Origin of the sequence: Parasphingopyxis marina (genome assembly GCF_014237875.1) — a bacterium.
Classification (GTDB): domain Bacteria; phylum Pseudomonadota; class Alphaproteobacteria; order Sphingomonadales; family Sphingomonadaceae; genus Parasphingopyxis; species Parasphingopyxis marina.
The window spans coordinates 1,187,333-1,206,656 of record NZ_JACJVJ010000001.1; the positions used below are offsets into that span (position 1 = coordinate 1,187,333).

Annotated in this window: 17 protein-coding genes; 13 read left to right on the top strand and 4 right to left on the bottom strand. The window is 63.6% G+C overall.

Annotation, left to right across the window (positions count from 1 at the left end; all coding sequences use genetic code 11):
• The first annotated feature begins 37 nt into the window (after positions 1-37).
• On the top strand, positions 38-1,099 hold the full coding sequence (locus tag H6P80_RS05915) for a cupin-like domain-containing protein (RefSeq protein ID WP_185800381.1): 1,062 nt from the start codon (positions 38-40) through the stop codon (positions 1,097-1,099).
• On the opposite strand, the gene H6P80_RS05920 is transcribed toward H6P80_RS05915, so the two are convergent.
• Positions 1,096-1,932: a sterol desaturase family protein gene (locus tag H6P80_RS05920; protein WP_328804937.1), complete on the bottom strand. Its 837-nt coding sequence runs from the start codon at positions 1,930-1,932 to the stop codon at positions 1,096-1,098. The genes H6P80_RS05915 and H6P80_RS05920 overlap by 4 nt on opposite strands.
• 72 nt (positions 1,933-2,004) lie before the next feature.
• Here H6P80_RS05920 and H6P80_RS05925 point away from each other — a divergent pair, with 72 nt between their 5' ends.
• A complete protein-coding gene (locus H6P80_RS05925) occupies positions 2,005-2,712 on the top strand; it encodes a Crp/Fnr family transcriptional regulator (RefSeq protein WP_235973730.1) in 708 nt (235 codons plus the stop codon).
• A gap of 45 nt (positions 2,713-2,757) precedes the next feature.
• On the opposite strand, the gene H6P80_RS05930 is transcribed toward H6P80_RS05925, so the two are convergent.
• Together H6P80_RS05930 and acs are read right to left on the bottom strand one after the other, a co-directional pair.
• Complete coding sequence (locus tag H6P80_RS05930; RefSeq protein WP_185800384.1) at positions 2,758-3,270, bottom strand: DUF421 domain-containing protein; 513 nt, start codon at positions 3,268-3,270, stop codon at positions 2,758-2,760.
• The gene (gene acs / locus H6P80_RS05935) at positions 3,270-5,213 is read right to left on the bottom strand and encodes an acetate--CoA ligase (RefSeq protein ID WP_185800385.1); all 1,944 of its coding nucleotides are present in this window, start codon (positions 5,211-5,213) and stop codon (positions 3,270-3,272) included. The genes H6P80_RS05930 and acs overlap by 1 nt, the downstream gene beginning before the upstream one ends.
• 188 nt (positions 5,214-5,401) lie before the next feature.
• Here acs and H6P80_RS05940 point away from each other — a divergent pair, with 188 nt between their 5' ends.
• The 11 genes from H6P80_RS05940 to H6P80_RS05990 all read left to right on the top strand — a co-directional run bounded on the left by H6P80_RS05940 (position 5,402) and on the right by H6P80_RS05990 (position 17,867).
• Complete coding sequence (locus H6P80_RS05940) at positions 5,402-6,178, top strand: type II secretion system protein N (protein ID WP_185800386.1); 777 nt, start codon at positions 5,402-5,404, stop codon at positions 6,176-6,178.
• A gap of 180 nt (positions 6,179-6,358) precedes the next feature.
• Positions 6,359-7,930, top strand: coding sequence for a hypothetical protein (locus H6P80_RS05945; RefSeq protein ID WP_221892885.1), 1,572 nt, complete (start codon positions 6,359-6,361; stop codon positions 7,928-7,930).
• 77 nt (positions 7,931-8,007) lie between these two features.
• Complete coding sequence (locus H6P80_RS05950; RefSeq protein WP_185800387.1) at positions 8,008-10,758, top strand: TonB-dependent receptor domain-containing protein; 2,751 nt, start codon at positions 8,008-8,010, stop codon at positions 10,756-10,758.
• Between the two features lie 169 nt (positions 10,759-10,927).
• On the top strand, positions 10,928-11,938 hold the full coding sequence (locus H6P80_RS05955; protein WP_185800388.1) for an SPFH domain-containing protein: 1,011 nt from the start codon (positions 10,928-10,930) through the stop codon (positions 11,936-11,938).
• 51 nt (positions 11,939-11,989) lie between these two features.
• On the top strand, positions 11,990-12,661 hold the full coding sequence (locus tag H6P80_RS05960) for a DUF4178 domain-containing protein (RefSeq protein ID WP_185800389.1): 672 nt from the start codon (positions 11,990-11,992) through the stop codon (positions 12,659-12,661).
• Positions 12,654-14,054 carry a DUF4178 domain-containing protein gene (locus tag H6P80_RS05965; RefSeq protein ID WP_185800390.1) on the top strand — a complete coding sequence of 467 codons (1,401 nt, stop codon included), beginning with the start codon at positions 12,654-12,656 and terminating at the stop codon, positions 14,052-14,054. Before H6P80_RS05960 ends, H6P80_RS05965 begins: the two co-directional genes overlap by 8 nt.
• Positions 14,055-14,078: 24 nt before the next feature.
• The gene (locus H6P80_RS05970; RefSeq protein ID WP_185800391.1) at positions 14,079-14,246 is read left to right on the top strand and encodes a hypothetical protein; all 168 of its coding nucleotides are present in this window, start codon (positions 14,079-14,081) and stop codon (positions 14,244-14,246) included.
• A gap of 50 nt (positions 14,247-14,296) precedes the next feature.
• Entirely contained in the window at positions 14,297-14,503 is a 207-nt protein-coding gene (locus tag H6P80_RS05975) for a DUF350 domain-containing protein (RefSeq protein ID WP_185800392.1), read from the top strand.
• Positions 14,504-14,534: 31 nt separating this feature from the next.
• Positions 14,535-16,028 carry a polyamine aminopropyltransferase gene (locus H6P80_RS05980; RefSeq protein ID WP_235973731.1) on the top strand — a complete coding sequence of 498 codons (1,494 nt, stop codon included), beginning with the start codon at positions 14,535-14,537 and terminating at the stop codon, positions 16,026-16,028.
• A complete protein-coding gene (gene speD / locus H6P80_RS05985; protein ID WP_185800394.1) occupies positions 16,018-16,398 on the top strand; it encodes an adenosylmethionine decarboxylase in 381 nt (126 codons plus the stop codon). The genes H6P80_RS05980 and speD overlap by 11 nt, the downstream gene beginning before the upstream one ends.
• Before the next feature lie 134 nt (positions 16,399-16,532).
• Positions 16,533-17,867, top strand: coding sequence for a spinster family MFS transporter (locus H6P80_RS05990; protein ID WP_185800395.1), 1,335 nt, complete (start codon positions 16,533-16,535; stop codon positions 17,865-17,867).
• Here H6P80_RS05990 and H6P80_RS05995 read toward each other — a convergent pair.
• Positions 17,864-19,231, bottom strand: coding sequence for an MFS transporter (locus H6P80_RS05995; RefSeq protein ID WP_185800396.1), 1,368 nt, complete (start codon positions 19,229-19,231; stop codon positions 17,864-17,866). The two genes, H6P80_RS05990 and H6P80_RS05995, sit on opposite strands and share 4 nt — an antisense overlap.
• Positions 19,232-19,324: the final 93 nt, after the last annotated feature.

The following is a 19,324-nucleotide window of genomic DNA, read 5'->3' on the forward strand; positions in this document are numbered from 1 at the left end:
CTGGCGATCCTAATCTTCGCGGCAAAGGAGTTTCCCGATGGCTGCGAATCCACCCACCTTGTCAGGTCTCGCCCCGCTGCGCCTCTCGACCCAAAGCGCCTCGGTGATGACCGAAGAACTGCGCGCCGAAATCGCCGACCGGCTGCTGCAGGGCCAGGTGCCCGACGATGTCAGCCGCTGGCTCTCGATCAAGGGCCTTGCGCCGCAGATCATCCGCGAGGAGATGAATATCGCGACCCGCGATCCTTTTTATCGCGGCACAATCCGGCTCCAGCAGCGCCAGCTGAAACGCGACTGGCAGCTCTCGCTTTTCCGCCGGCTCGTTGAGCTCGATCCAGCGCAGCAGGCGGTGCCGGTCGAAACGGCGATCGCGCCGGAAGATTTTCGCAGCCGCTATTATGCCGCCAACCGCCCCGCGCTCTTGAAAGGCGTGATCGACGATTGGCCTGCGATGATGAAATGGTCGCTCGATTATATCGAAGGCCTTGTCAGCGATGGTACGGTTTCGGTGCAATGGGGGCGCGAGGCCGATCCCGATTATGAGCGCAGCAAGGCGGCGTTCAAACGGATCATGCCCTTTGCCACGGTCGCCGAACGGCTGCGCAGCGGCGAGCCGAGCAACGACTATTATGTCACCGCCAGCAATGACGACGAGAATGATGCGCTGCTCGCGCCTTTATGGAAGGATATCGGGAGCTTGCCGGGCATCCTAGCGCCGGAGAAGGAGCGCGACGGCTTTTTCTGGATGGGCCCGCAAGGCACGATCACGCCCTTCCATCACGATCTCACCAACAATCTTCTCTGCCAGATCGCCGGTCGCAAGCGCGTGAAGCTGGTCGCGAGCTGGGACGCGGAACTGATGAAGAACGACCGGCATTGCTTCAGCCAGTGGCAGGGCGAGGAGCTGCCCGCCGGTCCGCCGAAAAAGAACAAGCCGCGCGTGCTCGAAGTGGTTCTGGAACCGGGCGACGCGCTCTTCCTGCCGGTCGGTTGGTGGCATCATGTCGAGGCGCTCGATTTCACCATCGGCATGAGCTTTACCAACTTCGCCTGGCCCAACGACCATGCCGAGGATTATCGGGCCTTCGGCAACTTCTAGGCGCTGGCGGGCTCGGCCGTTTCCGGCACCGTCGATCCGCCGGTCGTGATCAGCGGCCAGAGCAGCTGCTCGCCCAGCGAAGTCTCCGGCAGATTCTCGACCCCGAAGCTCGGCGGATAGCGCCGCGTGATCTTGGCGGTGCCGAACAGCACGTCCCAGAAGAACAGCAGGTTTCCGAAATTGCCTTTATAGTTGGTGACGCCGTCCTCGGCATGGCGGCCGTGATGGGCGTGGTGGGTTGCCGGCGTCGAGATCGTCCGCTCGACCACCCACATGACGGGCGAGAGCCATTTCACCCGGTAGAGCGGCTTGTCCCAGGCGACATCGCTATGCGCGCCGATGATCACCGCCAGCTTGACGACGATATAGCCGGCATAGACCCAGCCGAGCCCGAGATAGATGAGCACGCCGGAAAACCAGATGCCGGGCATCGTCAGATAGTAGAAGATGTTGTTCCGGTAGACGAGCCGCACGCTCATATAGCGGCCATTATGGTGCGGCCGGTGGAGCTTGTAGAGTAAGGGGAAGGTGTGCGCCGCCCGGTGCCACCAATATTGCATCATATCGTCGAAGACGAGGAACAGGAGGATCGCGGCGAAAACGTTCAGCCCGGCCAGCGCGCCCGCATATTGGGGGATCAGCAGGCTGGCGAGGCCCATGGACGAGAGCAGCACGATCGGCTGGGTAACGAAGAGCAGCACCACCGTGCTCACCAGCTCGACCACCCAGTCGGCGCTGGTCTGTTCCTTCTTGCGGAACAGGTCGCTGCGCCACAGCTCGATCAGCCCGAAGGCGAGATAGATTGCGAGTATCGCGATGGTGCTGGTCTTCACGGCCTCTCTCCCTTGCCCTGATCGCCGATTCGTAGCAGAGAGGCGGCGGACAAACTGCAAAGAAGTTGGCAATTGGATCTGTCGCCGCTCTCGCCGCCGCTCGGGCTTTTCATCGGCCGGATGCCGCCGGAGATGCGCGCGGCGGTCGAGGCGGCGGGCGTGCTGCATCGCTTTTCCGATGGCGCGACGATCCAGCAGCGCGGCCAGCATAAGCCCGGTCTGTCGATCATCGCCGAGGGCAGCGTGCAATTGAGCGCGACCGATGCCGAGGGCGAGCGCACGAGCTATACCGTGCTGCGCCCGGGCGACTGTTTCGGGGAGATGACCTTGCTGCTCGATATCCCCCGCACGCTCGACGCGACGGCGCTCGGCGAAACCGCGATCCGCGAGGTGCCGCGCGATCGCTTCTTCCGACTGCTCGACGATCAACCCGCGCTGCGCGATCACCTGCTGGTCGGGCTGGCGCGGCAATTGTCGCAGGCGCTGCAACTACTCGACGACCAGCGGCGGCTGCCAGCGGAGGTGCGGATGGCCAAGGCGCTGGCGGCGCTTGCCCGGACGGAAGGGGAGGGGCATGTCGTTCGCGCGAGTCAAACGGCCCTTGCCGAGGCGATCGCGACCAGCCGGGTGACGGCGGGCAAGGCGCTGCAGGCGCTTGCGGCCGACGGGTTGGCCGAGACCGCCTATGGCCGCGTCCTTATTCCCGATATCGCGCGGCTGAAGGCGTGGATCGCAGGGCATAGTGCGCTGGCCCCGGTCGCGAATTTCGGCGGCGCCTGAGATCGGTGCACCGAAAGCCTGGCCGGCGCGGATCATCGGGCCGGGCTAGTCTCCCACGCCTTCGAGCAGCTCGTCCTCGAGATCATCGCCATGCAACACCGATATGTCTCCGGTGGTTTCGAGAACGACCGCGCGGACGGCGGCCAGATGGAGGACATTCGCTTCGCGCAGCTTGGCAAATATGTCGGACCGGCTGACGCGCGTTTCGTCCAGGGCCGCATCGATGAAACGGCCATCCCGCATCAGCAGCCGCGGGGTATTGTCGATGATGCCCTCGACCCGATCGGACGATTGCCGGGCCTTGGCGATCAGGAACTGCAGCAGAAACAGCGCCGCGATGACGATCAGCGTCTGGGCGAACGGCTTCCACTGCGATGCGGTTCCCGCCTGGGCGAGCAGCGAACCCGTGGCCACGGTGATCACGAAATCGAATGCCGTCATCTTGGAGAAGGATCGCAGCCCCAGAATCCGGACGAGCAGCAGCACCCAGGCCAGTACGACGGCGGTCAACACCAGCCCCCGGACGATGAGATCGTATTCCGGGGGGAGTCCGAACATTATGTCGACACCCGGTTTGCTACCAGATCGTCGACGACCGCCGGATCGGCCAGGGTCGAGGTGTCGCCGAGGCTGCTCACATCGCCTTCCGCGATCTTGCGCAGGATCCGCCGCATGATCTTTCCGCTTCGCGTCTTGGGCAGGGCGGGGGTGAACTGGATGGCATCGGGGGTTGCGATCGGGCCGATCTCGGTACGCACCCATTTGACGAGATCCTGGCGCAGTGCCTCGCTTGGTTCGGTGTTCGCGTTCAGCGTCACATAGGCATAGATGCCCTGGCCTTTCACCTCGTGCGGCATGCCGACGACGGCGGCCTCGGCCACGTCCCGGTGGAGGACGAGCGCGCTTTCGACTTCCGCGGTGCCCATGCGGTGGCCCGATACGTTGATGACATCGTCGACCCGGCCGGTGATCCAGTAATAGCCGTCCTCGTCCCGCCGTGCGCCGTCGCCGGTGAAATATTTGCCGGGGAAGGTCGAGAAATAGGTGTCGAAGAAGCGTTTGTGATCGCCATAGACGCTCCGCATCTGGCCGGGCCAGGACCGGGCGATGCACAGATTGCCCTCGGTCGCGCCGTGCAGGATCTGCCCTTCGCCGTCGACGATCTGGGGTTCGACTCCGAAAAACGGTTTGGTGGCGGAGCCGGGTTTGAGGTCGGTCGCGCCGGGCAGGGGCGCGATCATCGCCGCGCCGGTTTCGGTCTGCCACCAGGTGTCGATGATCGGGCAGCGGCCTTCGCCGGGAACGGCGTGATACCAGCGCCAGGCCTCGGGATTGATCGGCTCGCCGACCGTGCCGAGCAGGCGCAGGCTCTCGCGGCTGGTTTTCGTGACATGCTCGTCGCCCTCGCGCATCAGCGCGCGCAGCACGGTGGGCGCGGTGAACAGCGTATTGACCTGGTGCCGGTCGACGACTTCCCAGATGCGGCTGGCGGTCGGCCAGTTGGGGAGCCCTTCGTACATCACCGTCGTCGCGCCGTTGGCGAGCGGGCCGTAGACGATATAGCTATGGCCGGTGACCCAGCCGATATCCGCCGCACACCAGTAAATCTCGCCGGGCCGGTAATCGAAGCAATAATGATGGGTGAGCGAGGCCCAGAGGAGATAGCCGCCGGACGTGTGCAGCACGCCCTTGGGCTGGCCGGTCGATCCGGACGTGTAGAGGATGAACAGCGGGTCTTCCGCGCCCATCGGTTCAGGCGGGCAATCGGCCTCCACAGTCTCGGCCGCCTCGTGATACCAGAGATCGCGCCCTTCGGTCATGGCAACATCGCCGCCCGTCGCCTGGATGACGACGACCTTGTCGACGCAGCTCGTGTGCTGGAGCGCCGCATCGACATTGGCTTTCAGCGGAATGGCCTTGCCGCCGCGGCGACCTTCGTTGGCGGTTATGACGATCGTGGAATCGCAATCGGTGATCCGTCCGGCCAGCGCCTCGGGCGAAAAACCGCCGAAAACCACCGAATGGATCGCGCCGATCCGGGCGCAGGCGAGCAGCGCGAAGGCGGCCTCCGGGATCATCGGCATGTAAAGCGTGATCCGATCCCCCTTGCGTGCACCCGCCGCCTTCAGGACGTTGGCGAAGCGGCAAACCTCCCGATGAAGCTTGCGATAGGTGTAGGTGCGCGGTTCTTCGGCGGGGTCGTCGGGTTCCCACATGATCGCGACGTCGTCGCCATTTTTTGCGAGATGGCGGTCGATGCAGTTGGCCGAGACGTTGATCTGCCCGTCGGTGAACCAGTTGATATGGAAGTCGGAGGCGTCGAAGCTCCAGTCGCCGGAAATTTCCGGGCGCTTGATCCAGTCCAGCCGGCGCGCCTGCTCGAGCCAGAAAGTACCCGGATCGGCTAGCGAACGGCCGTAAAGCTGGTCATAGGTCTCCTTGTCCGCATAGGCGCGCTTCGCCCATGTTTCGGGTACGGGAAACAGATCCTGTTCGCTCACTGATGCTCTCCTGACTTTCGCCGATAGTGGCGCGAGGGGCGGTCGGAACGCAAGTGCGTTTCACGATTTCGCGCCAGATTCCGGTACTTTCCATCGCGCATTGCCCTGCAAATGGTGTAACATCATCATGTCATCACATTGTCACCCGCGCGGGGTAGCGCGCTGCGATTTTGTTCGGAGGTTCACGGATGGCGGACGGGCAGCCCGGCCTTTTCCACTATGATGCGGGCGGCGAGACATCGCCGAAACGGCTGGCCGTGCTGATCGGCGGCGGCGCGCTGGCGATCATCGCGGCGCTCTGGTTGCTGGGCGGCGACGAAGGCAATGAAGCGCCCGCGCCGGTCGTCGCGCCGGCCCCGGCACCCGTCGCTGCGCCGTCTCCCGCCACGCCCGCGCCCCCGCCCGCCGGCGGGGTCTCGGTCGCCGAATTGCGCCTGCACGGGGTGATGGGCACCGGCGATGATGGCGCGGCGATCCTCTCGGTCGGCCCCGGGCCCCAGCAACTCGTCCGCGTCGGCCGGGAAGCGGCACCGGGGATCGCGCTGCTCGCGGTCGCCGGCGATCATGTGCTGCTGCGCGAACATGGCCGCGAGGTACGCCTCGCCTTTGCCGACGATGCGCCGGGCGCGCTCCCTTCTTCCGCTTCCCCTTCCTCTGCGTCTCCATCGGCGCCGGCAGGCAATGCGCCGGACCGGCGCGAAATCGTCGAGCTGCAGGCCGCGCTGATCCCCTGGCGCGAGGACGGCCGACATGCCGGTTTCGAAGTGCGCGACGGTGCGCTCCCGGCGATCCTCGCCGATGCCGGCATCCAGCCCGGCGATGTCCTGTTGCGAATCGCCGGCAACCGATTGGAAGATTCGAGCGTGGTCGCCGAAGTTCCCGCACGACTCCGGCAGCGCGGCCGGCTTGCGGTTGAAATAATTCGCGACGGCGAAGAACAGACGCTTTTCCTCGAAGCGCCCTAGACCAAGCATTTTAGCCGTCCGGTAAGCTATGTGACAGTTTCGTTTCGCGGACTGTCACAAAACCACAAACTGCGCGTCATCAAGGAATCACAGACCGCCCATAGTTGCACCCCCGAACCCGCGCTGCGAAGGGCGCACGCGGATCGCCACGACCAAACGGTTTCAAGGGGGTCAATCTACATGTCATCTACTCGCCTCATGCTCCTGATGAGCGCTGCCATTCCGCTTGCCGCTTGCGGTGCCGACGATGTTGCCTCGCCCGGTGAGGGCGGGATCGTCATCGTGCAGCCGCCGGCTCCGCCGGCCCCGACGCCGACGCCCACCCCGACTCCGACCCCCACTCCGACTCCGACCCCCACCGGCGCGCGTTTCGAAACGGTCACCCCGGCTGCGGACTGCCCGATGGGAACGACCAATGCCGGCACGATCGACGGCGATGACGACGGCAGCGTCGATTTCCGCGTTTGCCAGCTCTCCGGCACGATCACCGGCTCGCTTACGCTTCAGCGCATCGAGGGCGTCGTCTATTCGATCGTCGGCCGCGTCGATGTCGGCGTCGATGTCGGCGGTGACGGCCTCGCCGCCGGCGGCACGCAGGGCGTGCTCAACATCCAGCCCGGCGTTGTTCTGCTCGGTGCTGGCACGTCGGACTTCATCGTCGTGCAGCGCGGTTCGCAGATGAACGCGCAGGGTACGGCAGCGCAGCCCATCGTCTTCACGGCCCGCGCCAACTTCCAGGACGACGCCACCGGCGCCGGCACGGTCAATGCGGACTCGATCGGCCTGTTCGGCGGCCTCGTGCTGCTCGGCCGCGGCCCGATCAACGATTGTGACGGCGCGGCCACCGGCGGCGCGGCGGATTGCCAGACGGAAGTCGAAGGCACGACTGGCGCCTTTTTCGGCGGCGATCAGCCCAACGATAACAGCGGCATCCTCCGCTATGTCCAGGTCCGCTATCCCGGCTTCGAAGTCAGCACCGGCAACGAGCTCAACGGCATCACGCTGGGCGGCGTGGGCGACGCGACCGAAGTCAGCTACGTCCAGGTCCATAACAGCTCGGACGACGGCATCGAATGGTTCGGCGGCACCGTCAACGGCGATCACCTGCTGATCACCGGCGCCGACGATGACAGTTTCGATATCGACTCCGGCTTTATCGGTACGCTGCAGTTCCTGATTGCAGCCCAGCGTGCCGCCGGCGGCGACCACTATATTGAGGCGGACTCCAAGTTCGACGATCTGCCCCGCTCCGACCCGACCCTCGCCAACTTCACCTTCTATGGCGGCGGCGGTTCGACCGATCACGGCATCCTGCTGCGCGAAGGCATTGGCGGCCAGCTGTGGAACGGTATCGTTACCGACAAGCCCGAATGCCTGAACATCAGCAATGACGAAACGGTCAACGACGGCGTGCCCGATTTCCAGTCGGTCGTACTCGATTGCCCGACCGCGTTCGGCGACGAGGGCGACCAGCTGGTCGCGACCATCCAGACGCTGTTCAACATGGGCGCGAACAACAATGCGGCCTTTACCGTCTCTCTGACCAATGGCTTCGTCAACGGCCCGAATGAAGACGGCGTGACCGCCTTCAACGACGCTTCGATCGACGCGGTCACCTATATCGGTGCGGTCGACATGGACGCGGCGACGCCCTGGACCCAGGATTGGACCTGCGGCGTGTTCGGATCGGACGACCAGGATACCGGCGACTCGCTGCTCTCCTGCCTCGTGACGCCATACTACCCGATCTAGGGACGAATGATGGCTGGGCGGCGGTTCTTCGGGATCGTCGCCCGGCCATGTTTTCATTTCATTCGAAGAGAGTCGCCATGACGAAACACTTTACACTCGCGAGCCTGCTGCTCGTTTCGAGTGCGCTCACTGCTCCCGCCGCCTTCGCACAGACTGGCGAAGAGCCTGCCGAGGCGGCCGAGGAAACGGTCGGCCCGTCCGCCGACGACGCGAGCGACTATGCCGAAGACGACCAGCAGGATGTCGATATCTCGACCGCCGGCGGCTCCAACACGCCGATCGTCGTTACCGGCCAGTATATCCCGCAGCCGATGCGGGAATCCTCCGAAATTCTCTCGGTTCTTTCCACGGAAGACCTGGCGCGGACGGGCGAGGGCGACGCCGCCGCTGCGCTCCAGCGCGTTTCCGGCCTCAGCCTTGTCGGCGGCCGTTTCGTCTATGTCCGCGGTCTTGGCGAACGCTATTCGCTGGCGCTGCTCAACGGTTCGCCGTTGCCTTCGCCCGAACCGCTGAAGCGTTCGGTGCCGCTCGATCTCTTCCCGACCTCGATCCTGGCGAGCACGCTCGTCCAGAAGACCTATTCGGTGAACTATACCGGCGAATTCGGCGGCGGCGTCATCAACCTGACGACCCGCGCCGTGCCCGACGAGGCATTCCTGACATTCAGCGGCAGCGTCAGCGGGAATTCCGAAACGACGCTCGAAACCGGCTATACCTATTACGGCTCGGACTATGACTGGTTCGGTTTCGACGACGGGACCCGCAACCTGCCGACCGTGGTTCGCCGCGCGCTGGAAAGCGGCGTGCGTATCCGCTTCGACCAGCCCGAATTTAGCGATCCCAACGCGCCCGGCTATGTCGCCGATATCGCGACGATTTCGCAGAGCTTCCAGAATGCGAGCATCAACCTCGTCCAGCGCAACGACGACATTCCGTTCAACGGCAGCATCAACCTTACGGGCGGTACCTATGTTGATATCGGTTCGGATTTCCGGCTCGGTTTCGTTGCCACCGCGGGCCTCAGCAACAGCTGGGAAACGCGCGGCGGCATCCGCCAGCAGGGCGAGCTGACCAATGGCGACCAGACGATCACGCCGAACGTTTCGGATTATCGCTTCCTGTCGACCCAGAACCGCATCGTCGCCAACGGCCTGATCGGCATCGGCGCCGAGTTTGGCGAACACCAGATCCGCTTCACCAATCTCTATATTCGCGATACCGCCAAGGAAGCGCGGATCAGCGCTTCGGTATCGCCGGTGCGCAGCACGGGCACGCTCCAGAACAACCAGAATACCGAATGGTTCGAACGGCAGCTGATCAGCACGCAGCTCGTCGGCGAATTCGATTTCGGCGAGCTCAATGTCGATGTCCGCGCAAACTATGCCAATGCCCAGCGCGAGGCGCCGTACGAGCGCGAAATTCAATATGCGTTCAACAATGTCGCCAACGACTATATCCATGACACGCGCACCGGCGGTCAGACCGACCTGCTCAGCTTTTCCAACCTCGACGATAATGTCTATGGCGCGCAGATCGACGTCACCTACAGCGTCCCGATGGGCGGCCGTTTCGATATCAGCGCCGGTTATGCCTATTATCTGAACCAGCGCGATTTCGAGCGCCGGGCTTTCCGCTTCGTGACGCAGAATCCGGGCGGCTTGCCGCTCCCCGTCACCCAGTTGCGTCCCGATTACCTGTTCTCCGACGCGATCCTCGGCTATTACGATATCTTCGTCGAGGAGCGGACCGACGGCCAGGGCGGCGATGCCTATGAGGCGGAGCTCGAGGTCAATGCCGGATATCTCCAGGCCGATATCGAATTGTTCGACGGATTCAGCGTGGCCGCGGGCGTCCGCTACGAGGATGCGACCCAGTTCGTGAACCCGATCACCTTTTTCGGATTCACGGTGAACCCGCTTTTCGTCGCGCCGCCGCTCAGCAACGATTACTGGCTGCCCGCGGCAACCCTGACCTGGAACTTTGCCGAAGACATGCAGCTGCGTTTCGGCGCGTCCAAGACGATAGGCCGTCCGCAATTCCGCGAGCTCGCGGCGCCGTCCTATACCGATCCGGACAATGACCGCTCCTATCGCGGCAACCCGGCGCTGATCGATTCCGAGCTGCTGAATATCGAGGGCCGGTTCGAATGGTATTTCGATCGCGATCAATCGTTGCAGATCGCGGCCTTCTACAAGGATATCGACAATCCGATCGAACAGCTGGCGACGAGCGGCGACAACGACATCAACATCACCTTCCTCAACGCGCCGGCGGCAACGCTTTATGGCTTCGAGGCGGAGGTCGTGAAATTCTTCCCGCTATACGATTGGGGCGGAATCTTCTCGTCGCGGCGGATCCGCACGCAGCTTAACTATACCTACACCAATTCGGAAATCACCGTCGGCGCCAACGATACGGTGCTGGTACCGGGCTTTTCCTCGCCCCAGCCGGCCTCCAACTATTTCGTCGACGGCACCGCGCTGACCGGCCAGTCCGACCATATCGTCAACCTGCAGCTGAGCCTGGAGGACGAGGATGCGCTTTCGCAGCAGTCGATCCTCATCTCCTATGTCAGCGACCGGGTGACCAACCGGTCGCCGATCGGCGATGCGCCCGATATTCAGGAAGAAAGCCGTTTCCAGGTCGATTTCGTCTGGCGCCAGGCGTTCAGTGTGGTTGGCCAGGAATTCCAGGCGACGCTCGAACTGCGTAACATCTTCAACGACGGATATCGCGAATTTTACCGCGCGCCGGACGGTTCGGAGATCGACGCGCTCAGCTACGATCGCGGCCGCAGCTTCTCCTTCGGCCTCAGCACGACCTTCTAGATGTGCCCCTGAAGCGTGGAAAACGGCGAAGGAGCGTGCTTCTTCGCCGTTTTTCGTACGATTTCGGGGCTGCGCCCCTAAAAAAAGCTGTGTTGCCTTCCTATATCGGTAACATGGTTTGCGCTTCCGCGCAGCTTGGGTAATACCTCTAGGGAAGGGAGACACTGCGATGGGCCTCAGGGATTTCATATCCAAACAATTTATCGACGTTATCGAATGGCAGGAGGAGTCCGGCGAACTCGCCGAAAAGCTCGATTTTGCCGACAATGAAATTCAGAACGGCGCCCAGCTGACGGTCCGCGAGACCCAGGCCGCGGTGGTGATCGACGAGGGCGTTCTCGCCGATATGTACGGGCCGGGCCTGCACACGCTCGACACGTCGAACATGCCGATCCTCACCAACCTCAAAAACTGGGACAAGGCGTTCAAATCCCCGTTCAAGACGGACGTCTATTTCTTCTCGCAGAAGGAACAGGTGAACCTCAAATGGGGAACGGCGCAGCCCGTCACCATTCGCGATCCGGAGCTCGGGCCGGTGCGGCTGCGCGCTTTTGGCACCTATTCGTTCCGGGTGAAGGACATCGCGCCCTTCTACGCCTCGCTCGTCGGCACCCAGGAAAAGCTCAGCGTCGGCGATATCGAGCCGCAACTGCGCGCCGCGATCATCACCGCGCTCGCGACCGGCCTCGGCGGGGGCGGGGTTCCGTTCATCGACCTCGCGGCCAACCAGCAGAAGCTTTCCGATGCCCTGAAGGAAGCCGTCGGCCCGGCGTTCGAGCAATATGGCCTCGAAGTGCCGAGCTTCTTCGTCGAAAGCGTATCGCTGCCCGAGGAAGTGCAGAAGCATCTCGACAAGAAGAGCTCGATGCGGGTGCTCGGCGATCTCGATCAGTACGCCAAATTCCAGGCGGCCGAAGCCATCGAGCTTGCCGCGCAGCAGGAAGGCGGCATGGCCGGGATCGGTGCCGGCGCGGGCGTCGGCATGGCGATCGGCCAGACCATGGCCGGCGCGCTGGCGCAGCAACCGGCTCCGGCGGCCCCTGCAGCTCCGGCGGCCCCGGCCGCTCCCGCTGCCGATCCGTTCGAACAGATCGAAAAGCTCCACAAGCTCATGGAGATGGGAGCCTTGAGTAAAGACGAGTTCGAGGCGAAGAAGGCGGAACTGCTCAGCCAGGTTTAATCGGGGCCGGCAGTAGAACAGACAGCTAGCAGAGGGGGGACAGGCGCGGCGATGCAATCGGAGAATTGCCCGAATTGCGGTGCGGAAGTGATTTTCCGCTCGCCCGCGCTCCCCGCGCGCATCTGCGACTATTGCCACGCCACGGTGAAACGGATTGCCGAGGGCGTCGAAAAGGCCGGCGAGGTCGCCGTCCTGCCTTTCGACGTCAGCCCGGTGCAGATCGGTACGACCGGCGAATATGGCGGCAAGCATTTCGACGTGATCGGGCGTATCCGCCTCGGATACGATCAGGGCGCTTGGAACGATTGGCTCTGTTTCTTCACGGACAACAGCTATGGCTGGCTTTCGGAATCCGACGGCCAGTTCCAGATGGTGATCGAACGGCCGATCGACGAAAATAGTCCGGAACTGATCCAGCGGCTCGCCCAAGGCGGCGATGTCGAGATCGGCGAGCGCACGACCATCGACGGTTCCGATTTCGTCGTTGCCGAAGCGCGCTGGGCGAAGTGCATAGGCGCCGAGGGCGAATTGCCCTTCGCACCGGAAACCGATTGGGACGTGTTCAACGTCGATCTGCGCGATGCCCAGGGTTTTGCGGCGAATTTCGAACGGGAAGAGGGCGAGCCCCCGGCTTTCTATGTCGGCCATTATGTAACCCTAGCCGAACTCAAGGCGAAGAATCTGCGCGCCATCCATGGCTGGAAACTGCCCGCCTATGGCTGAGCCGCCCGAAGAGGATCCGCCCCAGCCCTGGGGAGATGGCGGCGGCGAACCGCCCGTGCCTCCGGCTCCGCCGGCGGGGCCGTCCGGCCGTACGGTCGTCGTGCCGCCCGACAGTTCGATGGCGCCGGCGGCCGAACAGTTCAACTGCCCCAATTGCGGCGGTTCGATAGAGGTCAAGGCGGCCGGCTATACGGTTTCGATCGCCTGTCAATATTGCGGATCGGTGCTCGACGTCACCAATCCCGACGTCCAGATCATCCAGCGTTACGAAGAGGAAGTCCGCAAGCTCGAACTGCCGCTCGGTAGCCGGGGCGTGCTGCGGGGCACCGAATGGGAAGTGATCGGCTATATGCGCCGGTCCGAACTTGGCGCCTATCCGTTCGACGAATATCTGCTGTTCAATCCCTATGAGGGCTATCGCTGGCTCGATACCGACGGACGCGGATGGAGCTTCGGCAACCAGCTCGTCGCAAGCCCGACGAAGAACGGCCTGGTCGGCTTCGAGGTCGACGGTGAATTCTACCAGCCCTTTTATGCGCAGACGCCGACCCAGGTCGATTATGTGCTCGGCGAATTCTACTGGCGGGTGGCGGTCGGCGAGGAAGTCATCGCCGCGGATTTCGTTCGCCCCGGCAAGATGCTGAGCTGGGAACGGAATGACCGCGAGTCCGTCTGGACGTTGAGCGAGCTGCTCGAGCCCCATGAGATTACCGATGCCTTCGGTATCGATCCCCCCCGGGGCGGCGGCCTGCCATTGCCGCATCAGCCTTCGCCTTATCGCAAAAAGGCCGGGCTGTTTCTGAAAATCGCGCTGGCCGCCGGCTTTGCGCTGCTCGTCGTGACGTCGCTGTTCGGCGGCATGAGCGACCCGCAGACCGCGACGATCAACCTCGCCACCAATGGTGTCGAACAATCGGCCAAGATCGGCCCGATCACGCTTGATCGGGCACGCCAAGCGGTAACGGTTTCCGCGCGCGCGCCGGGCATCGAAAACAGCTGGGTGGATCTCGGCTATTCGCTGACGAACACCGAAACCGGGGAAGTCTTTGAAGCGGATACCGTCGTCGAGGCCTATTCGGGGCGGGATTCGGAAGGAAACTGGTCCGAAGGCAGCCGGTCCTCGGCGAGCAAATTCTCGATGGTGCCGGCCGGTACCTATCAACTCGATATCTATGCGGCGGGCACGCAGTGGCGCGATAGCGGCTATGCGAGCAGCTCGGGCGCGCAGGTCGAAGTGACGATCCAGAAGGGCGCGACCTTCTATTCGAACCTGTTCCTCGCGCTGCTGGTGATTTTCGCGCCGGCGCTCTGGCAATGGTGGAAGCATCTGAGTTTCGAATCCCGGCGCAAGTCGGACAGCGATTTCGGAGGAGGCGACGATGACGACGATTGAGGCGCCGGCCGGCGAGGCGGGAATATGAGCAAGGGTGCAATGATCTTCGGCCTGTGGTGCCTGATGGTGACGGGCAGCTACAGCTATGCGGCCATGACCGGCTATTCGCCCTTTGCCGACGGCCACCGCGCGGACGGCGCGCGCGGGCCCGGCGGGGTTTTCATCGGCCGCGGCGGGCCCCGCCATAAATAGGGCCGCAAATCGCGCGAAAACGAACGGGACATATTGAGGGAGACTGGCAAATGGATACGACAATTCTCATTAACACGTTGATTTATGCGGGGGTCGGCATCCTGTTGCTGGTCATCGCCTTCGTGATTCTGGATCTCGTGACGCCCGGCAAATTGTGGGAAGAAATCGAGCAGAAGCAGAACAGCGCCGTCGCGATCTTCGCCGGCGCCATTGCGCTTTCGATTGCCATCATCGTCGCCGCGTCCGTGCATGGCTGAACCGGCTATTGCCGGACCACGACCGGGGCCGATGGCCCTGGCGCTTATCGCCTCGGTTTTCGTCGTGGCGACTTGCGGGCTTGTCTATGAATTGCTCGCCTCGACCATCGCCAGCTATCTGCTGGGTGACAGCGTTACGCAATTTTCCACGATTATCGGCGTCTATCTCTTCGCCATGGGGATTGGCAGCTGGTGTTCGCGCTATGCGAAGCGCGACGAGTTGCGCCTGTTCATCCGCGCGGAGATACTGATCGCGTTGATCGGCGGCTGGGCGGCGGCTTTGCTGTTCCTGATGTTCCCGGTGATCGACCAGTTCCGCGTGCTGCTCTACGCGCTGGTCGTCGGCATCGGTTTCCTCGTCGGCCTCGAAATCCCGCTGCTGATGCGGATCCTGAAACAGGATTTCGATTTTCGCGAAACCGTTTCGACCGTGCTGACCTTCGATTATGTCGGTGCGCTTGCGGCTTCCTTGCTCTTCCCGCTTATCCTGATGCCGTTCATCGGCATGATCCGTACCGGCTTCCTGTTCGGCTTCGCCAATGTCGCGGTCGCGATCGCCCTTATCGCGATCCAACCCCGGGGACGGAAAATGCCGGTCGAGATGCTCGCGGGGATCGCGGTTGCCGTGTCGCTGGTGATCGGGTTTATCGGCGCCGAGCGGGTCCAGCGTTTCGCCGAGACGGCGAGTCTGGAAGAACCGATCATCCACGCGACCTCGACGCCCTATCAGCGCATCGTCCTCACCCGGCGCGGCGACAACATTTCGTTGTTCCTGAACGGTAATCTGCAATTCTCCTCGCTCGACGAATACCGCTATCACGAGGCGCTGGTGCTGCCGGCGCTCGGCCGGGTCGCCAATCCGCGCAACATATTGATCCTGGGCGGGGGCGATGGCCTCGCGGCGCGCGAAGTGCTGCGCCACACCTCCGTCGAGCATGTCACGCTCGTCGATCTCGATCCGGCGATGACACAGCTTTTCACGGACACGCCGCTGCTCGCCCGGCTCAACGAGAATTCGTTCAGCGATCCGCGAATGACGGTAATCAACGCCGACGGCTTCAACTGGGTGCGGCAGGATGAGGGCCAATATGACGCGGTGATCGTCGATTTCCCCGATCCCACCTCGCTCTCGATCGGCAAGCTCTACACCACGACCTTCTACCGCGCGCTACGCCAGCGGCTGGCGCCCGGCGGAATCGTGTCGGTGCAGTCGGGCTCGCCCTTCGTCGCGCCGCAAGCCTATTGGACGATCGCCGCGACGCTGGAAGAAGCCGGTTTCTCCACCCGGCCCTATCACGCATATGTCCCCAGCTTCGGCGATTGGGGTTTCATCCTCGCCGCCAATGGACGGGTGCCGGAGACAGCAGATATCCTGCCCGGCGGCCGCTTCGTGACCCGGGCGACCGAGCCCGCCTTGTTCGAATTTCCGCCAGACATGGCGCGCCGCGATGCCGAGCCCAACCGGCTCGACAATCAGCTGCTCGTGCGCACCTTTGCCGACGAATGGCGACGCTATGACGGCTAGCGCGCCGCCCTATGACGGCCGGCATTTGCTGGCGGACCTGCATGGCTGCCGCGCGCCGCTCGACAATATCGGGCTGGTCGAACGCGCGCTGCGCGACGCCGCTCGTATCGCCGGGGCGACGGTCCTCGACCTGCGCCTCCATCATTTCGGCGAAGGGGAGGGGGTGACGGGAATCGCGCTGCTCGCGGAATCGCACATCTCGATCCACACCTGGCCCGAACATGGCTATGCCGCGCTCGATTTCTTCCTGTGCGGGCGACGGCACGATATCGAGGGCGCGCTGGCCGAGGTCGAGGACGCGCTGAAACCGGCCGATGTGCAGACTCGCGCCATCGCGCGCGGCTATGGCGTGACGGAACTGGTCGGCTGAAGCCGCACCCTCTAGCCCCGGCAAGAATATCGACTTAGGTAGGTGTCTATCTATCGCCGGGGGGATGCATCGATGGTTGGTATTTGGCGCTTTGCGGCCCTGGTGAATCGGCTGACACTCGCAGGCATGGCGGCATGATCCTCGCCGCCTCACTGCCCGGCGCCCCGGCGATCAGCCCCGCGCGATCCTGGTGGGCGATCTTCATCTTCACCGTCGCGCTGATGTTCAACTTTCTCGACCGGCAGCTGCTGACCCTGCTGATCACGCCGATCAAGGCGGACCTCAACCTATCCGACACCCAGATCAGCCTGCTCGTCGGCTTTGCCTTCGTCGTCTTCTATGTCGGTGTCGGGATCCCGATTTCGCGGCTCGTCGATCGGGGGCCGCGCAAATGGATCGTCGGGTTCGGCATCGCCTTCTGGAGCCTGTGCACGGCGGGCTGCGGCCTCGCCCAGAATTTCTTTCAGCTGGTGATCGCCCGGATGTGCGTCGGCATCGGCGAAAGCTGCAACGGCCCGGCCACCTATTCGATGACCGCCGACATGTTCCCGCGCGAAAGGCTCGCGACGCCGATTTCGGTGATCAATATCGGCATGGTCGCGGGAAGCGGCATGGCACTGCTGATCGGCGGTTGGCTGATCGTCTGGCTCACAGAGATCGGGCCGCAGACGCTGCCGGTTCTGGGCACGCTCAAGCCCTGGCAGATGACCTTCCTGATCGTCGGCCTGCCGGGCGTTCTCTGGGCGATCCTGCTCGTCGCAACGGTGCCGGAGCCACCCAGGCGAGAGGTAGCCGGCGCGGCGACGCCGTCCTTTGTCGATGTTCTTAAATTTCTCCGTCTCTGGGCCACGGCCTATGGGCCGATGTTCATCGCCTCGGGCGTCAAGGCGATGCTGAGCTTCGGCACAGTGGTCTGGTCGCCGGCCTTTTTCGAGCGGCAGTTCGGCTATGCGCCAGGCGAACCGGGGCCGACCCTGGGCATCATCGCGCTGATCGTCTCGCCGATCGGGCTTCTGCTCGGCGGCTGGATCGCGAGCCGGATGGCGGCGAAGGGGATCAAGGACGCCAATATGCGGATGGTCCTCTACGTCACCATCCCGCTCGTGCCGATTGCGATCCTGTATCCGTTGATGCCGCAAGCCTGGATGGCCTTCGCGTTGCTGGGCTGCTCGCTGTTCCTGGGGTCGCTCGGCGCGGGGCCGGCGAACGCCGCGATGCAGACGATCACGCCGGGCCGGATGCGCGGCACGACGAGCGCGCTCTATATCGCAATCTTCAACGTTCTGGGCTACGGCGCGGGCCCGCTGGTCGTCGCGCTGCTCACCGACAATTTCTATGGCGAGGCCGGGCTCGGCAGCGCGATGGCGAGCGCGGCGATCATCCTCGGCCCGATCGGGCTGATCCTCTCCTGGATGGCGCTGAAACCCTATGGCCGGGCGGTACTCGCCGCCGAGGAACGCGGCGACTAGGCCGCCGCCGGCGCGGCGCTTCCCCGATCATAGCGCTCCATCGCCTTGCCATAGCTGACGCCATAGGGCTTCACGCCCCACCAGGTGACGATGATGGCGAGCGGCCCGAGCACGATCGCCAGCAGTGTCATCGAATAGCGAAGCTGGTCTTCGGCGCCGAACAGGAAATCGGTGAACAGCGCGATGATCAGCGGCCCCATCGCATAGCCGACGATATTGAACACGAACTGGTAGAGCGCGCGGATCTGGCCGCGCATCTCCGCAGGCGTCACGACCTGCAGCGCGGCATTGCCGGCCGGTATGCCCAGTGAGGCGATGAAGATATTGGCGCCGTAACAGGCCAGCGCCCATTCCGCGCTCGGCATCAGCGGATAGAGGATTGCGAAGGGCAGCAGGCCGATCGAGGCGTAAAGCACGATCCGCATATAGGCGTCGTTGCGCCCGGCCTTCGCCCAGCGTTCTGCGATCACCCCGCCCAGCCACAGGCCGAGCGGCGCCAGGCTCAGCCCCAACAGGCCGAGAGAATAGCCGACCTGCGGCGCCGTCCAGCCCCAGGTGCGGATGAAAAGCGCCGGCACCCAGAGCGCCGCGCCGTAGCTCAGCAGCACCTTGACCGCGAGCGAGAGGAACATCGGCAGGAAGGTCCGGTATTCGTCGCGCAAGAAGCCGGCGATTTCGCGAACCGGGATCGCCTTTGCCGGGCCGGTGCCGCGCTTCAACTGGCCTTTGCGCACGGGTTCCTCGACCGTCATCATCAGCATCGCGACGAACAGACCGGGCAGGCCGACCAGGATGAACACCGCCTGCCAGGGTTTGAGTTCGCCGATCAGCGGCACGGTGATGATCCCGATCGCGGTAATGAAGGCGATGGCAGCACCGCCCGCGAGATTGGCGAGGCCGTTCCCGGCGATGAAACCCATAGAATTTATGGCCAGCACCTTGGGCAGTTGCTCGGGTTTGAAACTGTCGGTCAGGATCGAATAGGTGGCCGGGGCGAAGGAAGATTCGCCCGCACCCACACCGACCCGTGCCCAGAAGAGCTGCCAGAAATTCTGCGCCAGCCCGCAGGCCGCCGTGCACAGGCTCCAGAAGGCGATGCCGATGGCAATGATCGCGCGGCGGCTTTTGACATCGGCGAGGCGCGCGATCGGCAGGCCCAGAAAGGCGTAGAAAAAGACGAAGGCAAAGCCGGTGAGCAGCGAAAATTCGGTGTCGCTGATCTGCAGGTCCGCCTTGATCGGCTCGACCAGCAGCGAGATGATGCTGCGATCCAGCGTTGCGACGAGCAGCGCCAGGGTCAATACCGTCAGGCCCCAATAGGCACGGCCCGGCCTGGGCCACAACTCTCCCCCGCGATCGTCCACTGCATCCTCCCTCCCGCCGAAACCGTTGGCGTTCCGTCCGGGCCCATTTCGTCTAGCCAAGTTTGTCGCCTTCGAATAGGTAGGCTTCTACCT

Coding starts and splice junctions, on each gene's coding strand:
- speD (WP_185800394.1), top strand. CDS start 16,018: ATGACGGCTAGCGCGCCGCCCTATGACGGCCGGCATTTGCTGGCGGAC.
- H6P80_RS05915 (WP_185800381.1), top strand. CDS start 38: ATGGCTGCGAATCCACCCACCTTGTCAGGTCTCGCCCCGCTGCGCCTC.
- H6P80_RS05955 (WP_185800388.1), top strand. CDS start 10,928: ATGGGCCTCAGGGATTTCATATCCAAACAATTTATCGACGTTATCGAA.
- H6P80_RS05950 (WP_185800387.1), top strand. CDS start 8,008: ATGACGAAACACTTTACACTCGCGAGCCTGCTGCTCGTTTCGAGTGCG.
- H6P80_RS05975 (WP_185800392.1), top strand. CDS start 14,297: ATGGATACGACAATTCTCATTAACACGTTGATTTATGCGGGGGTCGGC.
- H6P80_RS05980 (WP_235973731.1), top strand. CDS start 14,535: ATGGCCCTGGCGCTTATCGCCTCGGTTTTCGTCGTGGCGACTTGCGGG.
- H6P80_RS05945 (WP_221892885.1), top strand. CDS start 6,359: ATGTCATCTACTCGCCTCATGCTCCTGATGAGCGCTGCCATTCCGCTT.
- H6P80_RS05970 (WP_185800391.1), top strand. CDS start 14,079: ATGAGCAAGGGTGCAATGATCTTCGGCCTGTGGTGCCTGATGGTGACG.
- H6P80_RS05940 (WP_185800386.1), top strand. CDS start 5,402: ATGGCGGACGGGCAGCCCGGCCTTTTCCACTATGATGCGGGCGGCGAG.
- H6P80_RS05965 (WP_185800390.1), top strand. CDS start 12,654: ATGGCTGAGCCGCCCGAAGAGGATCCGCCCCAGCCCTGGGGAGATGGC.
- H6P80_RS05930 (WP_185800384.1), bottom strand. CDS start 3,270: ATGTTCGGACTCCCCCCGGAATACGATCTCATCGTCCGGGGGCTGGTG.
- H6P80_RS05960 (WP_185800389.1), top strand. CDS start 11,990: ATGCAATCGGAGAATTGCCCGAATTGCGGTGCGGAAGTGATTTTCCGC.
- H6P80_RS05990 (WP_185800395.1), top strand. CDS start 16,533: ATGATCCTCGCCGCCTCACTGCCCGGCGCCCCGGCGATCAGCCCCGCG.